Raw genomic sequence first — 22,975 nt, 5'->3', positions numbered from 1 at the left:
TTTAAAATATTTCAAAAATAAGTCCAATATCATTCTCCCTTACTTCATTTTATTATCAGGTCGAAACGAGTTTTCGATGGGTATAAATCGACATTAACATGCCAAATCCTGCCAGCAAGGTTACCATTGAAGTACCACCGTAACTCACTAAAGGTAAAGGTAGCCCAACAACAGGCAATAAACCGGTAACCATGCCTATATTTACGAACAAATAGATAAAAAAGGTTAAAATAATTGCACCTGCCAACAAACGAGAAAATGTTTCCTGCGCTTGTGTACCAATATAAATGCCTCGAGCAATGACAATTAAATAAATCGAGAGTAATACAGCAACGCCAACGAGTCCGAACTCTTCGCCTAAAACGGCAAAAATAAAGTCAGTTGAACGTTCTGGCAAAAACTCCAGCTGAGACTGCGTTCCTTTCAGCCAACCTTTTCCACTGGTGCCGCCCGATCCGATCGCAATCTTTGATTGAATAATGTGGTAACCACTACCCAAAGGATCACGTTCCGGATCTAAAAAAACTCTCACCCGTTCACGTTGATACTCACGCATTACAAAAAACCAATGAACAGGAGCGTAGATAATACCTGTGACACCAAAACCAGCGATGAGTTTCCAGCTTACACCCGATAAATAAATAACAAAGATACCCGAGGCGGCAATTAATAAGCTGGTTCCCAAGTCAGGTTGCTTCAATATCAACAGTGTTGGACACATGACAATTAAAAAAGCGACAAACAATTCGCGCTTTCGGCAAGGCAATACTCGTTCACTAAAATACCAAGCAACCATCATCGGTACGGCGAGTTTCATGATTTCAGAGGGTTGAAATCGAAAACCGCCAAACACTAACCAGCGCTGTGCTCCTTTACCTTCATCGCCCATAATTAAAACTGCAAGCAAAAGTACAATTCCAAAACCATACAATGCCGGTGCCCACTTGGCGTAAAACCGAGGCGGAAATTGAGCAATAACAAACATAATTGCACAACCCATTCCCAAACGAGTAACCTGGCGATAAATAAGAGATTCACTCTCTCCGCCAGCACTGTACAAAACCATCAAGCCAAAACCCATTAACAAGCACAAGCCGAAAAGTAATGGCATATCCATATGCAAACGCCAAATTAGCGACTGACGTTCTTTGTGCGTGTGGCTGGGCCCATTCATGGTTCTATCGTGAATCCTTGTTAGATTTTAGTAAATACTGATCAATGACTTTACGAGCAATCGGCGCCGCATTTGAACCGCCACCGCCTGCGTTCTCAACCACTACGGAAACAGCAATTGTCGGATTTTCAAATGGAGCATAACCAATATAAAGCGCATTATCACGATGCCGTTCTGCAAGATTCTCTTTTTCCTTATCACGATCTTCCCCTAACGCAACTAATTGGACCGTTCCCGTTTTACCCGCAGACTTATACTTTGCATCACCAAAAGCTGATTTTGCTGTGCCTATAATCAAATTATGATTAACATCTTTCATCGCGTCCTGTACTCGCTGCCAATGAAGGCCATCGCCAATATCAACTTGCTCTTCGGCTAACTGTGGTTCGATTAACTTTTTAGTCTCACCAATGCCAATTGCACTCACTAACCGTAAGTTATATCGCTCACCATCATTTGCAATTGCAGCCGACGCATTTGCTAACTGCAATGGAGTCGACAGCCAATATCCTTGTCCAATTCCAGTATTAACCGTATCTCCGGGAAACCAATGAACTCCGCGAGCACCCTTCTTCCATTCTCGTGTTGGCATCAACCCAGGCACTTCTTCGCCCATATCAATCTTGGTATCTTGACCAAAACCAAACTGCATCATTCCTTTAGCAATCAAGTCAATACCCATTTTAAAAGCGACTTCATAAAAATAGGTATCACATGACTGAATAATAGCTCGACGATAAGATATCGAGTCACCATGCCCCCCTTTTTTCCAGTCTCTAAATTTCTGTTCGTCATCGGTTGGTAAAAAATACACACCTTTATCTACAATTGAGTACGACGGTGTGACAATATTATTTTGTAAAGCTAACCAGGCTAAATGAGGTTTTATTGTTGAGCCAGGAGAATATTGCCCGCGCAACGCTCGATTGAATAACGGACGATCAGGATTCAAAAGAGCTTTATAATCTTTACTCGATATTCCTGTAACAAATAAATTAGGGTCATAACCAGGAGTACTAACCAATGCCAAAACACCACCAGTTTTAGGATCAACGGCAACAACAGATCCTCGCTTTCCTTCCAACGCTTTAAAAGCCGTTTTTTGAAGCTCAAGATCTAACTCAAGATGCAGATCTGTTCCTGCAACGGGCGGCTTCTTCGAAATAGAATCATCGACCACTCTTCCTTGGACATCAGTTACTACAGTTTGACTACCAATAGTCCCATGTAAAATCGATTCATAAAACTTTTCTAGTCCAACCTTTCCAATATGCCGAGTCGCTTTGTAGTTCTCCTGATCAATTGATTGTAATTCTCGATCATTAATCCGCCCAACATAACCAAGTGCATGAACCAATATTTCACCGTAAGGATAATACCTTACCAGTCGTGCCTCGATGCTAACTCCGGGAAATTTATGCCTTTCGACAGCAAATAGTGCGACCTGCTTTTCCGTTAATTTAGACTTTAGGGGAATTTTTTTAAATCGCTCTCGCGTACGGCGGAAGTCTTGCCAAAAACGCTCAACATCGTCATTATCAATCGTTAAAAGCTTCTGCAGTTGATTAACCGTTTCAGTAAGATCGTTAACTTTTTCTGGCACGACTTCGAGTGAATAGACGGAGCGATTTTCTGCTAATATGACGCCATTTCGATCGTAAATCAGCCCTCTTGTTGGGGCGACTGGAACAACTCGAATTCGATTGTTATCTGACTCCGTTCGATATCTTTCATAATGAAATATCTGTAAGTTAGCAACCCAGACCAGCAAAAGAATCATCATTAAAAAAATGATGATAAAGCTTACCACCATACGATTTTGATATAGCGCAATTTCTTTAAACTGGTTTTTTAAAGTTACTTTACGACCTAACATTGATTGCCATTTTGAAGTGATTTAAACGTCATTTATTCTCGATGATACGGATGATTAACGGTCACACTCCACGCTCGATACAAGGCTTCAGCAACAACGACTCGAACCAAAGGGTGCGGTAAAGTCAGTGCAGACAAGGACCATTTTTGATCGGCCATGTTTCGAATGTCTGGTGTTAGTCCCTCAGGACCACCCACCAGCAGCGAAATATTTCGCCCTTGTTCTTGCCATCGAGTAATCTGTTTAGCAAGTTGAGGTGTAGACCATGCTTTCCCTTCAACATCTAAAGCAACAACCCAATCACCGGGATGAATGGCGGATTTAATCAACTCCGCTTCTTTCGCCATAATTCGCGCAATATCGGCCTGCTTCCCTCTTTTGGCTGCATTTATCTCGACAAGTTCCAATTTGCATTCATGTGGAAGCCGACGTGCGTACTCTCGATAGGCCTTATCGACCCAATCTGGCATCTTATGACCTACCGCGATGAGACGAATAATCATGAAGAGATATCAGTACTCCATAGCTTCTCAATTTGGTAATAATCTCTCACGTTAGCCTGCATAACATGAACAATTGCATCGCCAAAATCAACCAATACCCACTCAGATGTATTTTCACCTTCAACACCTAACGGCATTTTACCGATCTCTTTCGCTTTTTGGACGAGCTGCGTTGCAATCGATTTAACATGCCGAGATGAGGTTCCTGAACAAACAATCATCATATCAGTGATTGCTGTTTTAGCCTGCACATCAATTACATTGATGTTCTGTGCTTTCGCTTCTTCTAATTGATCGACTACGAAACTTTTTAATTCTTCACTATCCATTCATTAACCTTTATGACTGTACAGATCATTCTGCTTTATATAGTTTAAGACAGATTCAGGAAGTAAAAAACGACAAGATAAATTTCTCATCAATAATTCCCGAATATTTGATGCGGATATCTCGAGTAAAGGACAAATATGCCGAAAAACAGCACCCGAAGAAAATGTTAATAATTCTTCTATTGAACAACACTGAGATAAAGTATTTACGACGGCTTTAGCGGGTTCTGACTGTAAAGCTCCGGGACGTGCAACCACCACGAAACTTACTTTTTCGACTAACTCTTGCCAACCAAACCAAGTATGGAGTTTGGCATAAGCATCATCACCCATAATCCATATTATCCGTGTATCCGGATTTTCTTTTTTTATTTCATTAACAGACAGCAACGAGTAAGACTCACCTTGCCGCTGAAGTTCACGCGTATCCAAATTAAAATGCTCAATGCCCTTGATTGCTAACTCAAGCATTTCGGAACGCTGCCTTGCAGATACCGATGGAGTTTCTCGATGGGGTGGAGTTGCACTGGGCATGAAAGTGATTTGCGCTTTTGGAATCAAGTTATGAAGATTTTCTGCAAGTCTCAAATGCCCATAGTGTATGGGATCAAATGTACCGCCTAAAATAACTTTAAGTTTATTCTGGTTCAATGTGGAACCTTAACGATATTGCGCCATAATTGCTTCCCACCCATTAACATTAAACAGGTCAATATTTCATCCCAGACGTTTCCTTCAGCCTGACCTTTCGATAATTTATCCAAATGCGAACAACGAGTAACTAAACCGGCCCAGACACGAAATGGAACTCGACTCAAAGCTTGATTGATTAAACGGCTTCGACTGCTCCAAACACGGTATTCTTTGATAACATCGGCTATCGATTTACCTCTGGCAACTTGCTCAGACATTTTCATTAACTGACGCGCTTCACGATACACCGTTGAAACAATAATGACTGGAACCACACCTTCTTGCTTTAATAATTCTAGCATGCGAGCGGCTTTATCCAGCTGCCCGCCAAGTGCAGCATCTATTAATTCGAAGGTATTATACCGCGCATTATTAGCAACTGCGTCCATTACTTGAGTAACATCGACGGTGCGCCCGCCAGACGTCAACAAAAGTTTCTCAAGATCTTGTTTGGCAGCGAGTAAATTACCTTCACTTCTATCGGCTAACATACTCAATGCATCCGGAGTTAATGAAAGTCCCATTTGCTGAGCACGTTGACCAAGCCACTTAGGTAATTGATAGGTTGCTACAGGCCAAATTTGCACCACACAACCGCGTTCTTCAAATGCTTTAACCCATTTAGCAGAAAGCTTTCTTTTGTCCAGCTTTGGGCAAGACACAACATAACAAGTATCGTCTTCTGCTGAGCTTATTAATTCATTAATCGATTGTTGCTGATTTTTGTCGGGCGCTTTATCTAATCTCAACTCGATTAATTGACGCTCCGCGAATAAAGACAGGTTGTCAGCTTTAGCAAAAAGCTGATTAAAATCAAAATTACGGGCAACCTCATACACCGAACGCTCGGTAAATCCTCGCTGACGCATTGATTGTCGTATTGTGTCTTCAGCTTCTATTGACAACAATGGTTCATCACCCGTTATTAACACCGCCGATGGATTTTTATTTAATGCTGACTCCAGTTGCTCTAACTTAATCGGCACGAGAAAATTCCTTTAAACGAAGTGCATTCAAAGTTTGAGCAATTTTAACGATCATTTCTTGCTGCATTTGTTGAGTCAACTCTTGCTCATAATTTTTCATCGCCAATAACTGAGTGTTGTCATAAACATAAGAGCGTGTTTCTGAGTACCTATGCTTCACAGGATCAAGCAATTGATTCTTTTGTTTATCAAATAGTTGAAACTCAACTAATAGTTCGATTTTAAGAGCGTTCTCGGTTGCTCTGCCAGCAGAATCAAGCAAAAGCGCCCGTTTTTGGCTGCGCTGACTGACAAGAGCAATACGATCAAAAGAGCCTTCCGAACTCTTCAATTTGGCACCGAGACTCAACAAATAATTTTCCAGTCGCTTTTCTACCGGAAGTAAATCTTCTGAGGAGTCGACAACGATTTGAGATCCTGTCAGAGACGTTATAGAAGTTCCCTTTAAATGGAAACCACACCCACTCATAAACAAAATAGATGCAAGCATACCCATTACAATGGATATGCTCTTACAATAACGCACTAAAAACGTTGTTAGAGAACGGCTGAATTTCAAAAAATTAACCAACAACGATATTAACCAGCTTTCCAGGAACAACGATGACTTTGCGAATGGTTTTGCCTTCGGTAAAACGCAGCACATTTTCGTCGGCCAATGCTGTTGCTTCGATTTCTTCTTTTCCAAGTTGCTTTGGAACAGATATTTTTGCGCGTAACTTACCGTTTACTTGCACAACCAGTTGTACTTCATCTTGCTCAATAGCAGATTCATCAAAAGTAGGCCACTCAACATCAATAATGGCTTGCTCATGACCCATTGCTTGCCAAAGCTCATGGCAAATATGAGGCGTAATTGGGCTTAACAATCTGACAACGGTTTCCAATCCCTCGCGAACAACCCAGCGATCAACCTCGGTTTCCTGGTTTGCTTTTCCTAATGTGTTACACAATTCCATGACAGCAGCAATTGCCGTATTGAAGGTATAGCGACGCTCAATATCATCAGAAACTTTTTTAATGGTTTCATGAGTTTTCAAACGAACGGATTTTTGCGTTGCGTTGAACTCAGGAGTTCCAGAAGCAATATCACCGGCATTTAAATGATCATGAACCAGTTTCCAGACACGACGTAAAAACTTAAATGCTCCTTGCACACCATCTTCGCGCCATTCCAAAGATTGCTCAGGAGGAGCAGCAAACATAGTGTACAAACGTGCGGTATCAGCGCCGTATTGATCAATTAGATGCTGAGGATCAACGCCATTCATTTTCGACTTTGACATTTTTTCCATACCGCCTAATTCAACAGGCTGATCGTTTTCTTTCAAGGTTGCTTTTAAAACTTTACCTTTATCGTCTTTTTCGAGAATGACTTCTTCCGGCGAATAATAAACTTTTGCTCCATTCTCTTTTCGATAAAAAGTATCCGATAAAACCATACCTTGAGTTAACAATCGTTTTGCAGGCTCATCACTATCGACTAAGCCCGCATCTCGCATGAGTTTATGGAAGAATCGAAAATACAGTAAATGCATCGTTGCATGTTCAATGCCACCGATATACTGATCAACCGGCAACCAATAGTTAGCCTCTTCAGACTCAAGCATGGCATCGCTACAATGAGGTGTCGTATAACGAGCGTAATACCAACTGGACTCCATGAAAGTATCAAAAGTATCGGTTTCTCGTTGACCAGCAACACCATCAACCGTGGTATTTAAAAACTTTTCGTGCGAGGTCAGTGGCGACGTTGCTCCATCCATAACCAAATCCGTTGGCAACTCTACGGGGAATTCTTTTGCCGTCACCATTTCACCGCTTTCTAATTTAACCATTGGAATCGGAGCACCCCAATATCTTTGGCGCGACACACCCCAATCTCGTAAGCGATAGTTGATTTGCTTTTGCCCTAATCCTTTTTGCTCTAACCACTGGCAAATAGCTTCAAAAGCTTGTTGCGAGGTCAAACCGTCAAACTCACCAGAGTTGATCAACTTTCCTTTTTCAGTAAAGGCTTGTTGGGATAAATCACATTCAAGGCCACTATCAGCTAGCGGTTCAATAACTTGTTTAATTTCAATTCCATACTGAGTCGCGAATTCAAAATCTCGTTGGTCATGTCCGGGTACCGCCATAACGGCCCCCGAGCCATAATCCATTAATACAAAGTTAGCGACCCAAACATCGACCTGCTCTCCGGAAATTGGATGAACCGCTTTCACACCGGTATTCATTCCCTTTTTATCCATTGTGGCAACATCGGCTTCAGCCGTAGAACTGCGATTACATTCATCTATAAAAGCTGCCAGTTCTGAGTTATCTTTTGCGGCTTGTTGAGCCAAAGGATGTTGAGCGGCTACTGCAAGATAAGTAACCCCCATTAAAGTATCGGGACGGGTTGTATAAATAGAAACAGCGTCATCACTGTCGGCCAATTTAAAGGTCATTGTGACGCCTTCCGATCGACCTATCCAATTGCGTTGCATTGTTTTAACGCTATCTGGCCAACCATCGAGTTCATCAATACTGCTCAATAATTCTTCTGCGTATTCAGTGATTCGAATAAACCACTGTTCAATGTCTTTCTTTACAACGGGTGTATCGCATCTCCAGCATAAGCCATCATGTACCTGCTCATTCGCTAGCACGGTTTCATCATTGGGGCACCAGTTAACTTGCGATTGTTTTTTATACGCTAAATCTTTTTCGACCAACTGTGTAAAAAACCACTGTTCCCATCGGTAATACTCAGGCTCACAAGTAGTGACTTCGCGATCCCAGTCGTATGCAAACCCTAAACTCTGAAGTTGCTTTTTCATATAAGCAATATTTTCTTTTGTCCAATCAGCGGGCTGGGCCTTGTTTTTAATGGCAGCATTCTCTGCGGGTAATCCAAATGCGTCCCATCCCATGGGTTGTAAGACATTGAAACCCTGCATACGCTTAAAACGAGAAATTACATCGCCAATGGTGTAATTTCGCACATGTCCCATGTGGAGACGACCGCTAGGGTATGGAAGCATCGACAGGCAGTAGTATTTTTCTTTACTCGAATCTTTAATTGCCTTAAAAACTTGATTTTCTTGCCAAAAAGACTGTGCTTTTTGCTCCACTTGTTGTGGATTATACTGTTCCTGCATTATAAAACTTGACCTCTAAACTCTAACGGAAACTCATGAATGGGTATTTTTGCGGCAGAAGAAAATACCTTATACTGACACCCCAATGTCGAACAATGTCCGAAAGGGCTAATAATAACGCAGCAGCGCCTAAAGCAACAACAGAAAACCCCGCTGCAGCAGCGAATTCCAATGATTGATAGCAAAAAAAGGAAAGTATCTCGCCCATGACATCTGGATCTTTTGCCTCTCACCTACTTGAATTTATCTTTTTACCACCAGGCATTAATTTATTACTCGCTTTGGCAGCTTGGATAATTTGGCGTCGATGGCGCCGAACAGCTCGAACCTTATTATTTATCTCGACAGCAAGTCTTTATGCGCTGGCCACTCCTTCTATCGCCTTTGAACTTATCAATAGCTTGCAAAGTTATCCCAGCTTGTCTTTAAAACAGATAAAAACTCTGGGTGAAGCACGAGAAAAGATACCTACCGCGATCGTTATTCTTGGTGGTGGAAGAAACAGCAAAGCACCGGAATATGAAGATACCGATACTGTCAATTCATGGACTCTTGAGCGACTCCGATACGGCGCTTATCTTCATCATAAAACGCAATTGCCGATATTAGTTTCGGGTGGTAGCCCTCACGATGAACCCACAGCTGAAGCCATTTTAATGAATCAAGTACTCAGCGATGAGTTTGGCGTACAGGTCAATTGGTTAGAGTTTCAAAGTAAAAACACATCTGAAAATGCGCAATACACACGCAATCTCATTGTAAACCATGAAATAAAGAAAATATTATTGGTCACTCACAGTTGGCATATGCCTCGAGCGTACGCTGCATTTGAATCCGATCAATACGAAACAATTGCTGCTCCAGTGGGTAAAGTTCAGGAATCAAAACATTCGAGTTACTTTCCTTCCGCAAGTGCCCTTGCAAAGAGTGTAAAAGCACTTCGCGAACATTTAGGATTGCTCTGGTGGAAAATAGCCGGATAGATATATTCAATTTTGAAAACATAAATCTAAAAAAGGGAGCTAGGCTCCCTTTTTTATTTCACTTGGATTTGTAAGTCATCAATCAAACTCACTTCCATTTTCGGCGCAATCCAGAAAGACCCAATAATCCTAAAACAAGCCAGCCTAGACTTCCTCCGCCGCTCGACTTTTTCGTTACAGTAACGGTTTGCGTTGCATCGACCGTTGCTTTTCCATCACTAACTTCAACATTAAATGAAATGTCACCAGCTGTTCTTGGTGCTGTGAAAGAAATACTCGATGTCGATTCACCCGAGTCAATCGTAACACCCTCACCGGAAGCCACTGTCCACACGTAAGTGAAATTGGCGTCATCACCATCATCAACGTTGACTGAGAGCGAGCCTGTTCTTCCAGCTCTTACTGACGTATCACCACTAATCGACAACACCGGAATTTCGTTAACGTCATTAACCTTAACAGAAACCGTTTTGGTCACAGTATTAGTACCATCACTCACATCAACAGCAAACCCAAGCACTTGATCACTGTTTATCACAGGAACTGTGAACGACATTTGGCTCGTAGTTGCCCCACTCAAAGTTGCCTCTTCACCAGAAGTTTGAGTCCATGAGTAAGTGAGTGAGTCGCTTTCATTATCGACGGCTTCAACATCCAAAGTAACGATACGTTGTGCATTCCCGTCTTTTTCTGATACTTCAAGGTCAGCTATATCCGCTACATAAGGTGCAGAGTTGCCACACACACCATCGTCAGCAACCAACGAAGAGAAAGGACCATCAACTACATTGTTAAATTGGAACTCATCAATTAACCAACCTAAATCGGAACCTGTCTCACCATTTGCCATTACGAATCGAACCTGAACCGTTTTTCCGTTAATGGTCTCTTGTTCATTATGTAAGACCTGACTTTCAGGAATAGTGACAACCACTGTGTCACCTGGAAAATTGGGAACTCCAAATGCCTGACGTCCTGCAAGATAAGGATTGCTATCATTAACAGGCGCTTGGTATTGAACCAACTGCGTAAATTGACCGTTGTCAGAAATAAGTCGGTTTACATCCGTCCAATCACCACCATCGATACTAACTTCGAGAACACCCGCATCGAGTATAGAAAACTCAACTTCACTTATCTCCAGATACTCCATTCCGGTGTAATGGAAGAAGCTGAATGAGAAGTCGCCCGTTTCTGCTACCGTTACGACGGGTGACTCAAGCGTTAACATTTCCGGACTGCGAGAGCTGGGGCCTCGAAACATTTGTCCACGACTAAAGAACTGATCGTACTGAGCGCCATCCAGAGCCCAGTTGTTTGCGCCATCTATCGTCGTCGTTGTTACCGTCCAGTCACGAGTTGAAGTTAATGTTGTTTCAAAATCGTCAACAGAACCACCTGTCGCATAATCAAGTTCACCTTGAACTGAAACCGTTACGTCGGAAGGAACATTCACATCAGGTCCAAGATCGGCGAAGGATATCGTAAAAGAAAACTCTTCTCCGGCTGCAGCACTATTGACGGTTACAGGAACCATTACCGTCGCTTCCTCGCCAAGCGTACCACTTAATTCAAACGCGATATTCTGTCCATCAGGGAAAGTGACATCATTAGCTGATGAAATAACTCCAGTAGGAGACAAAGCTTGATCGCCATCATTGCGAATCGTAATGTATAGCACCGCTGTTTCTGAAGTATCTAAGATGCCGTCATTATCACAAGAAGAAAGTCCCGGTAGAACAACATCAGAAACAATGGTTGCTGAAGTGATCGCAAATGAAGATTTTGCGTTAGAATCAAAATCTTCTACAACTCCTGCATTGTTATTATCGAATCTTGGCGGTGCCACTGCATTTAATCCCATGCCTCGCTCAGTAAATGCTGCAAGAATCGTATTGTAATCCGCCATGTCTGTCGCTGCTGCTACCGCAAGAATTCCGTCACGCGCCTCCGTAAGCGTTGGTGCGATCGGAGTCATCTTCAAACCTTCAACCAGATAGGTTTTCATTCTGTCTTGTGCTTCAGAAAAACTTAAATCCTCTCGGTTAATTAAATCGACATACGCTTCCCACAACATTGTTGACCATACTGAACCAGTTGCATGTACAGCCGAATTACCCGAACCGTCTTGACCGTATGCAATAGGATGAGTAGCCGGTAATGCAACTCCTTCTTCAACGTGTTTAAAAGTAATATCGTTAATATCTCTGTCGGTACTGTAAGGAAAACGGCGAATACCAAAGTAATAATCGGTTGTCGCAAATCCTGCGACAGAATAAGCGCCCTGAAATTGATCATTTCCTGGTAGCAACGCATCTTCTTCTCGGGCCGCAAATAATAAAGCGACAAAGTCACTCCAACCCTCACCCATACCTCGTCCTTGATTGTTAAACAAACCTGCAGCATTACCCACTAAACGGTTTGATAAGTAATGCGCCCACTCATGAGCTACTATGCCATTATCCAAAGTACCGTCACGCAGATCGATAGTACGTGTTAATGTTGCAGTAATGCTACCACCGGCCATTTCAGCATAAATCGACTGACCATTATTGTAACTAACCATTATCGATGGAATCGTAATATCGGTCGCATCACCACCGAGATTAATAACATCATTTGGATTCTCTGTATCATTGTTGGCAATGATTGCTGCTATGGCTCCAGCTTCTTGAGCGCTACGCACTTTATCAGTAAAGTTACAACTTCCCCGATCAATTATAGCGATATTGCCGCTCAACTCTGCTGCGTTAGTTAACGCATCGCAACCATCACTTTCCGGTGCAACACTATCGATAACGGCAACCACGGTTCCTGAAACATTAAATTCTTGCGGACCAAACTGGCCGATGCCAACAACTCCTGGAGTGATACTACCGATTTGATACGAAGAGGAACTTTGTCCCCACATGTACATTTGCATTCGAGGGCTTTCGCCATCAGCAGGGGTCGACATATTGGCATTGTTCATACCACTGTTGTCTTGTGCTTCAACATGCAGACGGTCATTACCAACACCACCGCGGCTGAAATTATCAGCTTGTGCATTTCCTGCTGCTTCATCAAAACCATTCGCATAAAACCAATTATGCAAATAGTTATTCATGTAAAAAAGATTAACCGTCGAAGCGCTAATGCTATCGGTCGAAGTTGGATCATCCAAATCGTGAGTGTATCCGAATAAAGACGTCCCCGTTAATGAAGGAAAGACATCACCGAGATCAGTTTGCAAACCATCAGGCTCAACAATATCCGCATAAGCTAAAACATTATTACCCGCTGTTTGTGTCGCACTTGATTCCAACCACGGCTGCACACCCGCAATCGGACCTTGTGAGAGAGTAATAATATTTTGCGCTGCTTCAGATACGTCAATGTCGCCAGGAACTCCCAACGGGTTTGGAGTCAACTCATCACCGTAAGGACTGTCAAAAGGAATGTGGGAGTCGTTGTCGGCATAAACGCGGTAAGAAAACTCGGTGTCTTCCGTCAAATTTTTTCGAAATAACATCTCACCATCGGTCGCAGAAATAACAAAGCTGTATCCGATATGACGCGTAGTGCCTGCTTCGCTACCCAAAACCTCAACATAATAAGCAGGAATTAAACTTCCACCATAAGGATAAAAAACTTTTTTAGTTCGGCTGTTATCAGAAACAACTAACTTAACCTCTGCACCATTGGAAAAAGAGTATTTAGAATATTCACTTCCTGCCTTATTTTCAGACTCCTTAACAGCAATACTTCCACCGAGGGAACTAGCCGCAATTTCCAATGCTCGTTTTCCAGTTAATGAAAATCTTTGCGCGCTTTGTGAAACTTGTTTATCAACCGAGGCAAAGAAGCCGGAGGTCGCCACAAGTTGTTGCTTTGAGTTCATCAATACTGCTATTTGCCTTCCAAAGACTTCTATGCCGTCGACCATCTGCTGATACTTGGTAACAATCGGGCCTTTTCCAGTATTGGAGACAAACATTAATTTCGCTTCTTTCACAGCCTGACTATTGAGTGCGTGCGTACCTTCATTTTCTTCTAGATACTCACGAGACACTTTGTCGAGATAACTTTTACTATTATTTATATTTTTTAATTGAGTAGGCTTTAAGAAATCATCATGCCATCGAAACGTATCAACACCCATGGCAGAGGAAAAAGAGTTTTTCTGCCCCAGAACTCGAGGCTCATTGTTGACCTGCAAAGTTCTCAATAACTTATACTGAATATCGTTGCTTTTTTGAAAAGAGGGATAAAAAGAAGATTTATTATAATTTTTAAAGTTAAAGCTTTGGCCGCTGTCTTTTGCCATTGAACTACTGAAAACAGAACTGGTCAGCGCAGCACTCACTGACACAGCAATCAATTTATAAGGAATAAACATACTCTACCTGCCCTCCGGTTTTCGGGAATTGCCTGTTTGAACACAGACGATTGGATATTCGATTTGTGACTACATTTACACTCGATACGACAAAGATACAACAACATTAGATTCAATAGAATAAAACAAAACAAATGTAAAATACCTCTCTTATTGACTCGAGAAAGAGCCAGTAAAGCGCACTTAAGGTAGTGAGTGCTCACATGTTAATTATGCGATAAAAGTTGAGATAGTTATACAAAACTTAAAACTCGCCTTTAAAGCCAATAACAAATTGATATTTTTACCGTTGTACTAACCGGGGCAACCTCGACAAAGTTTAAGCTCAGAATTTTAACGTAACTATTTTTTTTGCTTCTACAAATAAGCTAATGATAGAAATCGCAAAATCACAGATATGAGATAATAATCTCCAGGTTTTATTTTTTGATAGTTGACTAATAAATCAGTTTAAATATTTAGTCTTATCAGCAAGACAGGATCAAGGTACTAGCTATGCGCAAATAGCTTCAACATAAAAACAAGCAAGCTTGTTGTGCAATAGATTTTGATAAAAGAGCTCGAACATTCTCCTGAACCTCAACTGACAAATCAGAAGAAACTTGTTAGGACATTAATATTCTCAAGTATTGATAAGTCTTTTGCTACACTTAATGATAAGTGAGATATCCAAGTCTATAGCATAGATTAACGATATTTTCTTTCCTTCAAGAGAATCATATGAATGCTTAAGAATTCAATTACATCAGGGCAACTTATTGTTGGTGTTATTGCTGGCACATTAACTGACACTCGCTTTGGACTCAATTACTTAGACTCCCAAAACACTCAAGCTATAGGCCTTTCTGTTTCTGAGTCCCCTCAAGCACAAACTAAGCTGCAAGCTCTTGATAGAGAAACATTAACTCAAATGGTCATCGATACGATTGAAAAACTCGTTGATGCCGGCGTTAATTCTGCCATGCTGTATTGCAACTCTTTAAGTGGAGCAATTGATCTAGCCAAAGTGAAAGAAAACAGCTCCGTTCCTATTGTTACACCGCTCGAAGTTTACGCAAAACTAACAGAAAGCTACCGTAACTTTGGATTGCTCGCCGCGAACTGCCAAAGTTGCGCCAATATCGAAAAGAATATACTCACATTAAATCCCACAGCAAAAGTAATCGGAATAGGAAACTTGCAAATTGTTGAGGATATAGAGGCAGAGCTGCCACCACAAATGATAATTAAACTGCATGCATTAAAAGAACTCATTAGCGCTCTAGTTAAAAGTGGCGTGCAGATTTTAATCTTAGGTTGCACTCATTTCGATTATATCTACGATGAATTAAATCAAATCACCACAGATATTCGACTGTTTCTACCATCAGAGAAAATGCTTGAGAGTTTAAAAAAAGAAATCTGCTAAATCAGATTACCCTTCTAACGACGCGTATCCCCAAAAATTATGCCAGAAAATATTGACGATAATATTAAGACAACCAACCAAAACCCAGCAGCCCCCATTTTAGAATAGATAGTGGGTACATTACTAAACGTAAATTTTCCAGCAAGAACCTGTTGAGTGAACTGGGGTATTTGAGAAATGACTTTACCGTTATGATTAATAACAGCGGTTATACCTGTATTAGTAGACCGTATGACAGGAACACCAAATTCAATAGCTCTGGCACGCGCAATTTGAAAATGTTGGTAGGGTCCCCAAGATTTCCCGAACCAGGCATCATTACTTATTGTGACAATAACATTAATATTGTCGTTATCAACCGACTCAATAAATGTTTTGAACAAATCAGAATAAGCAATTTCGTAACAAATCGCCGGATACACATTAAGCCGCTCAAGTTGCATCGCTTTTTGCTCAGAGTTTCCAGCTGACATTCCAGACATTGGCAAATTAAAAAACTCAATTAAACCACGCAATATATTCTCAAACGGAACAAACTCTCCAAAGGGAACCAAATGTTGTTTATCGTACTGGTTATTTGTTTGCCCAAGAGAAATCATTGATGCAAATATTTTCTCTTTCTTAAAATCATAAATAGGAATACCTAAAACTAATTCCGAATTATTTCGAGTTGCTTTTTCGTTCCACATATCCAGCCAATTATCAACTCGATGTTTTAAAGAAGGAATGGCGGCTTCTGGCCAAACAATTAAATCACTGTTCCAGTAAGGCTCTGTCATCGCATCGTATCGCTTTAGATACGTCAATAAGTTTTCTCTTTTCCATTTATCAGCCTGTGGAATATTAGGTTGAACTAACGCGACATTAAGCTCTGAAGTAACCCTTGTAGTGCCACTTTTTGAATAAGCTAAATAGCTACCAATAGCGATGATAGCGATCCACACTCCGGCTAATGCTGCAGATATTCCGGCTTTATTACGATTCCATTGCGTTAAAGACCAACCAGAGAATGACAACAGGAAGACAATAACAAAGGTAGCTCCATTCACACCAATCCATTTAAGCCAACCGGAAAAAAGACTATCAACTAAACCATATCCCAAATACAGCCATGGAAAACCGGTTAAGAAAATACTTTGCACCCAGTCGAGAAAAACCCAGGCGATGGGAAAAGACAACCAAAATCCGTTCGAGCCGAATTTAATTCGTACAAAAGACACCAGCCAACCAATCATCATTTTAAACAAGGCAAGAAAAAAAACGAAAACAACGGTCAGAAAAACACTTAAAACCAGTGGCGCATGGCCAAACTCATGGATACTGACATGAACCCAGCTTGCCCCAACTCCAAAAAATCCAACGCCGTACCAGTAGCAAGTCCATTTCAATTGCTTATCATTGGCCAAATGACAAAGATAGAGTAACGCAGATACGGAAAGAAAAAGTACAGGCCAAACTGAAAGAGGTGCCAGTCCAATTGGATATACAGCTCCAGCAATAAGAGCATACAAATAAAGCAAACGCCCAGAAGGGCGTTTAAACAAAGACAGGCTCATATTGAATTATTCGCTATTGGAAACTTGCAATGCTTGTTGTTCTTCTTCTACAACACTCATTCTAACCAATCGAATTCGTCGAGTATCAGCAGATAGAACCGTAAATTTAAAATTATTAAATATGATTTCTTCGTCTTTAACGGGCAAATGACCAAACGCCTGAATAATTAAACCACCAATCGTATCGAACTCTTCGTCACTTAAGTCAGAACTAAAATACTCATTAAATTCATCAATTGGCGTTTGGGCCTTGATCACAAATTCATTGTCGCCATGAGGCTTAATCAAATCATCTTCGTCGTCGAAATCATGTTCGTCTTCAATTTCACCAACAATTTGCTCCAATACATCCTCGATTGTAACAAGCCCGGCAACACCACCATATTCATCGACAACGATCGCCATATGATTTCGATTAATACGAAAATCTTTCAGTAAAACATCGAGACGCTTACTTTCTGGCACTATAACAGCGGGCCGCAAAACTTCTTTAAGATCAAATCGAGCATCCGATTCATTCTTTGCCTTTTCAAGCAAAACCGGCAGCAGATCTTTAGCTAACAAAATACCTTCCAGATCATCTCGATCATCACCAATCACAGGGAATCGTGAATGTGCAGAGGCAATAACTATCGATAAGATATCTTCAATCGACATGTCTTGCTCAATCACAACCATTTGCGGCCGCGGAATCATAATATCGCGAACCTGCATTTCTGCAACTTGCAGCACGCCCTCAAGCATCGCAAGAACATCAATATTGATCAGTGAATTTTGTTGTGCTGTTTTAAGGATATCTACGATATCAGCACGGTCTTTCGGTTCAGATTGTAATAATTGCGTTAAACGCTCAAGCCAAGACCGCGACGGCGGGTGTTCGTCCATTGTGATGATTCGTCTCTTGTTAACTTAACCTAGTCAGTTTATCAAAGCTTTTTTAAAAAAACTATTCCACTGCAATCTCATTGAGTAAATATGGATTGCTAATACCTAGTTGCTGTAACACTTTGATTTCTATAGACTCCATAATCTCTGCTTCACTGTCATCTATATGGTCAAACCCTAATAAATGCAAACAACCATGTATTGTTAAATGAGCCCAATGATCAATCAGCGCTTTAGATTGCTCAGCCGCTTCTTGTTCTAATACTGGTGCGCAAATAACAAGATCGCCTAATAAAGGCGACTCAACATACTCAGGAATATCTGCCGGGAAGGATAATACATTCGTAGGTTTATTTTTGTTTCGATATTGGTCGTTCAAACTTTGGCTCACCTTAGATGACACAACCATAATCGAAAGCTCAGCTTGGGACATTGAGCGTCCAGACTGCTCAATTGCCGCTCTTACCCAGCGAATAAATTCAGCCTGTTCTGGAACGCCGTCAATATTGTCCTCAACTTCAATATCAAGCTCAAGATGCATGTCGCTCACCTTGCTTGGTCTTATTTGAATGCTCGCTCTTAGCTGAGTTTCCCTCTGCAGTGGCATCGAACTTTTCATAAGCACGAACAACACGCTGCACTACCGGGTGCCGAACGACATCATTCGATTGGAAAAATGTGAAGCTGATGTCTTTAACATCACTCAACACCTCGATTGCCTGACGCAACCCAGAACGGGTACCGCGAGGCAAATCCACCTGAGTAATATCACCAGTAATAACAGCTTTCGATCCAAACCCAATACGCGTTAACAACATTTTCATTTGTTCTGCGGTCGTATTTTGACTTTCATCCAGAATTATAAAAGCTTCATTCAGCGTACGACCCCGCATGTAAGCCAAGGGTGCAACTTCAATGACATTTCGCTCCATCAACTTAGCAACTCGTTCAAAGCCCAGCATTTCGTATAAAGCATCATACAAAGGCCGCAAATAAGGGTCGACCTTTTGATTCAGATCGCCAGGAAGAAACCCGAGCCGCTCGCCCGCTTCAACAGCTGGTCGAGTTAAAATAATCCGTCGAACTTCTTGACGCTCCAGCGCATCGACCGCGGCAGCCACCGCTAAATAAGTTTTTCCCGTTCCCGCTGGCCCAATACCAAAACTGATATCATTGGATACAATTCGCTCGACGTATTTTTTCTGGTTATAGCCTCGTGGACGAATTAAACCTCGTTTGGTAGTAATCACAACATCGTCTTGTTTTTTCGAATCTTTCTCATCTTTCAGTTGATTCGCTTTAGTCTGCAAGACGATATGAACAGTTTCAGCATTTAACGCGTCTTTGCCGAGCGTTTCCTTGAAAAGTTCTTCAATAACATCTCGCCCAGCTTTTATATTTGCCGTTTCGCCAATTAACTGAAAATTATTTCCACGATTATTAACTTCAATTCCAAGTCGCCGTTCGATTAAACGAAAATTTTCATCCAAATAACCGCACAAATTTGCCAATCGGTCGTTATCTGCGGGTTCTAAAATAAACTGTATACTGCTAGTTTCTGTCAAAAAAATACTCTCTTTTCAAAATAAAAGTTATTGCGCTAATTCCGCTCGCAAGGAGTTTGGCAAAGCTTCAGTTACAATCACTTCGGCAAAGTCACCGATGAGTTTGTGTGGGCCAGTGAAGTTAACAACTCGATTACATTCAGTTCGGCCACTCAGTTGCATAATATCTTTCTTACTTGGACCCTCAACGAGCACCTTTTGTTTCGTTCCAACTAATTTTCGACTAATAGCCTGGGTCTGTTGATTAATTCTCTGCTGCAGCAATTGCAAACGACTCTTTTTTACATCAAGCTGAGTTTCATCGTCCAATTCTGCCGCTGGCGTACCCGGTCTTTCGCTGTAAATAAAACTAAAGCTGTAATCAAAACCAACTTCAGCAATCAAGTCCATCGTATCCTGGAAATCTTGATCCGTTTCTCCCGGAAAGCCAATTATAAAATCGGAAGACAAACTAATGCCCGGTCGAATAGCTTTTAAACGATTGATTTTACTTAAATATTCATCGCGAGTATGGCCTCGCTTCATAGCGGTCAAAACTGAGTTTGAACCACTTTGAACAGGCAAATGTAAATGGCTCACTAACTCAGGCACTTCACCATAAACTTCTATCAAACTGTCGGAAAACTCCACTGGGTGAGATGTGGTGAACCGGATTCGATCAATTCCCTCGATTGCGGCAACATAAGTGATGAGCTCCGCCAAGTCAGCAATGCGACCATCGTGAGTCTCTCCTCGATAAGCATTCACATTCTGACCTAACAAATTAATCTCACGAACTCCTTGTTCAGCCAATTCAACCACTTCTGCAATGACATCATCAAAGGGCCGACTCACTTCTTCGCCGCGAGTATAGGGAACAACACAAAATGTACAATATTTGCTACACCCTTCCATAATGGAAACAAAAGCAGAGACACCATTAGCCTTTGGCTCTGGCAAACGGTCAAATTTTTCAATTTCAGGGAACGTAATATCAACCACAGAGGCATTGTTGGTCTTTACCGACTCCATCATTTCAGGAATACGATGAAGAGTTTGCGGTCCAAATACCATGTCAACATGAGGTGCTCGAGATCGAATTGCGTCGCCTTCCTGACTTGCGACACAGCCACCAACCCCAATAACTAAATCAGGCTTACTTTCTTTAAGGTTTTTCCATTGACCCAGCTGCGAAAAGACTTTTTCTTGAGCTTTTTCTCTTATTGAACAGGTGTTTAGTAATAAAACATCAGCCTCATCGGGATTATCTGTCACTTCGAGCTCATGTGTCTCATTTAATAAATCAGCCATCCTTGATGAATCGTATTCGTTCATCTGACAGCCCCAAGTTTTGATATACAGCTTTTTCGCCATAACTTTACTACACCTTTTTGACCCAATGGCCAAAGTCGCATGCTGATTCATTCAACATTTATAAATTCAACGCTGATGTGCGTATTTTCGGGCACAAAAGTCCCCAAAAACAAACGTCACATTTCAGAAAGGCGGCGATTATATCAAAGGTTAAATTACGAACACCAGCCGTTCGGCTCGATTGTTGAGAGGTTTAATCACCGATCGAGCGAATAAGAGTTTGCTCAATCATGTCCAACTCTTCGTCAAACGAGTCAAAATCGTCCAAATCGGGCGAATCATCTAAATCTTCTTGGGCTTTGGAGGGCTCTTCTGGCTTCTTAGCTTGCTTCTTCTCAGGCGCTTTTGGCTCTTCCTCAGTCGAAAGTTCGCTAAATTGGGCACGTGCGTTTTCAGCAGCACGCCGCATCATTTCCTTATTCAGGTCTGCAAATCCATTAATCAGTATTTTAAGTTGCTTATTTTCTCGGCCATCATCGTTAGGTACATCATTGATTTTACGGAGAATTTCTAAGCAAGGCTCGTTAATCCAACTTGCCATAGTTACCTCAATTACAAATAGGCTAAGATAAGCATAGAAAGATTCATCGTAAGTTTCCAATTTCTTAGAGAAAATTAATGAATTACCTGGCTCATGCCGCATTATCTAATAATATTCCTGATGTAATATTTGGCAATATCATCGGTGACCACGTCCGAGGTCCCGACTTGACACGCTACCCTGATAATATCGCGACTGGCATTAAGCTCCATCGCGCCATCGACAGCTTCTTCGATGAGCATACGAAAGTCAGGGCTATTCGAGAGCGATTTCCTCAAGGAACTAGGAGGTACGCGGGAATCGTCATTGATTTTTGGTTTGATCACCTTCTCGCTAACCGCTGGACGCACTTTTATTCACAGCCTTTAAGCCAATTTCAAACGGTCATAAATAAAACAATTAAATCTCAATGGACTTGGGTACCGGCTACTCAAAAAAGATTCTTTGATTACCTCATCGCAGAATCTCTATTCATTCGTTATCAAAAAGAAAAACACATCAATAACAATGTGCAATTAGTATCAAAGCGCTTAAAACACAGCGAAAAACTCATCGAAGCTCTCGAAGAACTGAAAAAACACCAAAATTTTATTGCGACTAACTTTGATGCAGTTTACTTTGAAATGCTGAGTTTTTCCGATACTTTTATTAAGAAAACAATTGATACTCAATCACTATGATAAATAATAAACACCAGCTTAATTTATTAGCGCTTGATGTAGAGCTGGTAATAGCAAAATTATCTGCTCCAATAGACATTACTCAGTGTAAAAGCGAACTTATAAGTTTGAGTCTCACAAACGATGAGATTTCGTTGATTGCCCCAACTGAAATATTGGAGAGTTTTTCCGATATTATTCTGGAAAAAAGTAGTTATTGGCGAGCCCTAAAAGTAAATCAGGTTTTGGACTTAAATATGATTGGAGTAATGTCTCAGCTTAGCCAATGCTTAGCTGAACATACGATAAGTTTGTTTGCTTTATCAACGTTTAATACAGATTACCTTTTGGTTTCCAGTTCAAATTTCCAAAAAGCAATTAAGGCCCTGGAAACAGAGGGCCATAATGTTGAGACACCAAAAGCGAGTCGTTAACTTTATTGCTTTTGTTTCTGGTAAACGCCATAAAAAACACTACTCCAATGTAGCCCTTTATCAATAGAAGAATCCCAGACTTGATGGACATCACCATTCTTTTTGGGTTTCCACTCGATTCGATGAATCACCTTTTTACCCTCCTTATTTTTGCCTTCTCCCTTTAATGTCATCACTGTACCATTCCACTTACCATCTAATTTGAGTAATGTCCCACTATTATCAACCCATGTTTGATGCCAAGTATTGTGATTAACATCAAAAATATTGAAACTCTTTCCTTCGAATCCCTTATCTGTCGTATAGTGTTCTTTAAGGATACACCCACCCAACTCTTTTGAAATACGATTAACGCCTACTTTCTTGCCATCTCTGGAATAGACATCCCAAGTTCCAACCCAAAAATCAAACTGTTTGTATTCTTCGCTATCACATGGCTTCTTGGCACTTAGATTCAAACTAAGAAAAACCATGACAATAAAAAGTATCTTATTCATATCTCCTCCTTT

The 22,975-nt window shown here is 41.2% G+C and carries 21 protein-coding genes; 4 read left to right on the top strand and 17 right to left on the bottom strand.

Features of this window, described 5'->3' with window-relative positions; translation table 11 throughout:
- Nucleotides 1–55 precede the first annotated feature (55 nt).
- The 9 genes from rodA to FAX86_RS09430 form a co-directional block, all read right to left on the bottom strand.
- A complete protein-coding gene (gene rodA / locus FAX86_RS09470; protein ID WP_144393078.1) occupies nucleotides 56–1,174 on the bottom strand; it encodes a rod shape-determining protein RodA in 1,119 nt (372 codons plus the stop codon).
- 4 nt (nucleotides 1,175–1,178) lie between these two features.
- Nucleotides 1,179–3,050 carry a penicillin-binding protein 2 gene (gene mrdA, locus FAX86_RS09465; RefSeq protein WP_144393077.1) on the bottom strand — a complete coding sequence of 624 codons (1,872 nt, stop codon included), beginning with the start codon at nucleotides 3,048–3,050 and terminating at the stop codon, nucleotides 1,179–1,181.
- Nucleotides 3,051–3,082: 32 nt separating this feature from the next.
- Entirely contained in the window at nucleotides 3,083–3,553 is a 471-nt protein-coding gene (gene rlmH, locus FAX86_RS09460) for a 23S rRNA (pseudouridine(1915)-N(3))-methyltransferase RlmH (RefSeq protein WP_144393076.1), read from the bottom strand.
- Entirely contained in the window at nucleotides 3,550–3,882 is a 333-nt protein-coding gene (rsfS, locus tag FAX86_RS09455; protein WP_144393075.1) for a ribosome silencing factor, read from the bottom strand. The genes rlmH and rsfS overlap by 4 nt, the downstream gene beginning before the upstream one ends.
- A gap of 3 nt (nucleotides 3,883–3,885) precedes the next feature.
- Nucleotides 3,886–4,533: a nicotinate-nucleotide adenylyltransferase gene (nadD, locus tag FAX86_RS09450; protein WP_144393074.1), complete on the bottom strand. Its 648-nt coding sequence runs from the start codon at nucleotides 4,531–4,533 to the stop codon at nucleotides 3,886–3,888.
- Nucleotides 4,530–5,561: a DNA polymerase III subunit delta gene (holA, locus tag FAX86_RS09445; protein WP_144393073.1), complete on the bottom strand. Its 1,032-nt coding sequence runs from the start codon at nucleotides 5,559–5,561 to the stop codon at nucleotides 4,530–4,532. The genes nadD and holA overlap by 4 nt, the downstream gene beginning before the upstream one ends.
- Complete coding sequence (locus FAX86_RS09440) at nucleotides 5,551–6,057, bottom strand: LPS-assembly lipoprotein LptE (RefSeq protein WP_164503521.1); 507 nt, start codon at nucleotides 6,055–6,057, stop codon at nucleotides 5,551–5,553. The genes holA and FAX86_RS09440 overlap by 11 nt, the downstream gene beginning before the upstream one ends.
- 67 nt (nucleotides 6,058–6,124) lie before the next feature.
- Nucleotides 6,125–8,704, bottom strand: coding sequence for a leucine--tRNA ligase (gene leuS, locus FAX86_RS09435; protein ID WP_144393071.1), 2,580 nt, complete (start codon nucleotides 8,702–8,704; stop codon nucleotides 6,125–6,127).
- Between the two features lie 22 nt (nucleotides 8,705–8,726).
- Nucleotides 8,727–8,912 (bottom strand): hypothetical protein, encoded by a 186-nt coding sequence (locus tag FAX86_RS09430; protein WP_144393070.1) that lies wholly within the window; start codon nucleotides 8,910–8,912, stop codon nucleotides 8,727–8,729.
- On the opposite strand from FAX86_RS09430, the gene FAX86_RS09425 reads away from it, so the two are divergent.
- On the top strand, nucleotides 8,911–9,687 hold the full coding sequence (locus FAX86_RS09425) for a YdcF family protein (protein WP_144393069.1): 777 nt from the start codon (nucleotides 8,911–8,913) through the stop codon (nucleotides 9,685–9,687). The genes FAX86_RS09430 and FAX86_RS09425 overlap by 2 nt on opposite strands.
- A gap of 88 nt (nucleotides 9,688–9,775) precedes the next feature.
- Here the strand turns inward: FAX86_RS09425 and FAX86_RS09420 are convergent, their stop codons facing one another.
- On the bottom strand, nucleotides 9,776–14,065 hold the full coding sequence (locus tag FAX86_RS09420; protein WP_144393068.1) for a M36 family metallopeptidase: 4,290 nt from the start codon (nucleotides 14,063–14,065) through the stop codon (nucleotides 9,776–9,778).
- Nucleotides 14,066–14,789: 724 nt separating this feature from the next.
- Between FAX86_RS09420 and FAX86_RS09415 the strand changes: the two genes are divergently transcribed.
- Nucleotides 14,790–15,473 (top strand): aspartate/glutamate racemase family protein, encoded by a 684-nt coding sequence (locus tag FAX86_RS09415; protein ID WP_144393067.1) that lies wholly within the window; start codon nucleotides 14,790–14,792, stop codon nucleotides 15,471–15,473.
- A gap of 14 nt (nucleotides 15,474–15,487) precedes the next feature.
- Here FAX86_RS09415 and lnt read toward each other — a convergent pair whose 3' ends face one another.
- The 6 genes from lnt to FAX86_RS09385 form a co-directional block, all read right to left on the bottom strand.
- Nucleotides 15,488–17,017, bottom strand: coding sequence for an apolipoprotein N-acyltransferase (lnt, locus tag FAX86_RS09410; protein ID WP_164503520.1), 1,530 nt, complete (start codon nucleotides 17,015–17,017; stop codon nucleotides 15,488–15,490).
- Nucleotides 17,018–17,035: 18 nt separating this feature from the next.
- Nucleotides 17,036–17,914 carry a CorC family transporter gene (locus FAX86_RS09405; RefSeq protein WP_144393065.1) on the bottom strand — a complete coding sequence of 293 codons (879 nt, stop codon included), beginning with the start codon at nucleotides 17,912–17,914 and terminating at the stop codon, nucleotides 17,036–17,038.
- Between the two features lie 61 nt (nucleotides 17,915–17,975).
- Nucleotides 17,976–18,455, bottom strand: a complete 480-nt coding sequence (ybeY, locus tag FAX86_RS09400; protein ID WP_144393064.1) for an rRNA maturation RNase YbeY — start codon at nucleotides 18,453–18,455, stop codon at nucleotides 17,976–17,978.
- Complete coding sequence (locus FAX86_RS09395; RefSeq protein ID WP_144393063.1) at nucleotides 18,445–19,479, bottom strand: PhoH family protein; 1,035 nt, start codon at nucleotides 19,477–19,479, stop codon at nucleotides 18,445–18,447. Before FAX86_RS09395 ends, ybeY begins: the two co-directional genes overlap by 11 nt.
- Nucleotides 19,480–19,506: 27 nt before the next feature.
- Nucleotides 19,507–20,832, bottom strand: a complete 1,326-nt coding sequence (gene miaB / locus FAX86_RS09390; RefSeq protein WP_144393062.1) for a tRNA (N6-isopentenyl adenosine(37)-C2)-methylthiotransferase MiaB — start codon at nucleotides 20,830–20,832, stop codon at nucleotides 19,507–19,509.
- A gap of 193 nt (nucleotides 20,833–21,025) precedes the next feature.
- Entirely contained in the window at nucleotides 21,026–21,373 is a 348-nt protein-coding gene (locus FAX86_RS09385; protein WP_144393061.1) for a hypothetical protein, read from the bottom strand.
- A 77-nt stretch (nucleotides 21,374–21,450) separates the two neighbouring features.
- Here FAX86_RS09385 and FAX86_RS09380 point away from each other — a divergent pair, with 77 nt between their 5' ends.
- Nucleotides 21,451–22,053: an acyl carrier protein phosphodiesterase gene (locus FAX86_RS09380; protein ID WP_144393060.1), complete on the top strand. Its 603-nt coding sequence runs from the start codon at nucleotides 21,451–21,453 to the stop codon at nucleotides 22,051–22,053.
- Nucleotides 22,050–22,466 (top strand): ACT domain-containing protein, encoded by a 417-nt coding sequence (locus FAX86_RS09375; RefSeq protein ID WP_144393059.1) that lies wholly within the window; start codon nucleotides 22,050–22,052, stop codon nucleotides 22,464–22,466. The genes FAX86_RS09380 and FAX86_RS09375 overlap by 4 nt, the downstream gene beginning before the upstream one ends.
- A gap of 2 nt (nucleotides 22,467–22,468) precedes the next feature.
- Here FAX86_RS09375 and FAX86_RS09370 read toward each other — a convergent pair whose 3' ends face one another.
- Nucleotides 22,469–22,963 carry a hypothetical protein gene (locus FAX86_RS09370; RefSeq protein ID WP_144393058.1) on the bottom strand — a complete coding sequence of 165 codons (495 nt, stop codon included), beginning with the start codon at nucleotides 22,961–22,963 and terminating at the stop codon, nucleotides 22,469–22,471.
- Between the last annotated feature and the right edge of the window lie 12 nt (nucleotides 22,964–22,975).

The sequence above is a fragment of the Pleionea sediminis genome (genome assembly GCF_007570825.1).
GTDB lineage: Bacteria > Pseudomonadota > Gammaproteobacteria > Enterobacterales > Kangiellaceae > Pleionea > Pleionea sediminis.
Note: the sequence above shows the minus strand (reverse complement) of the source record. Positions and strands in the feature narration are given on the sequence as shown.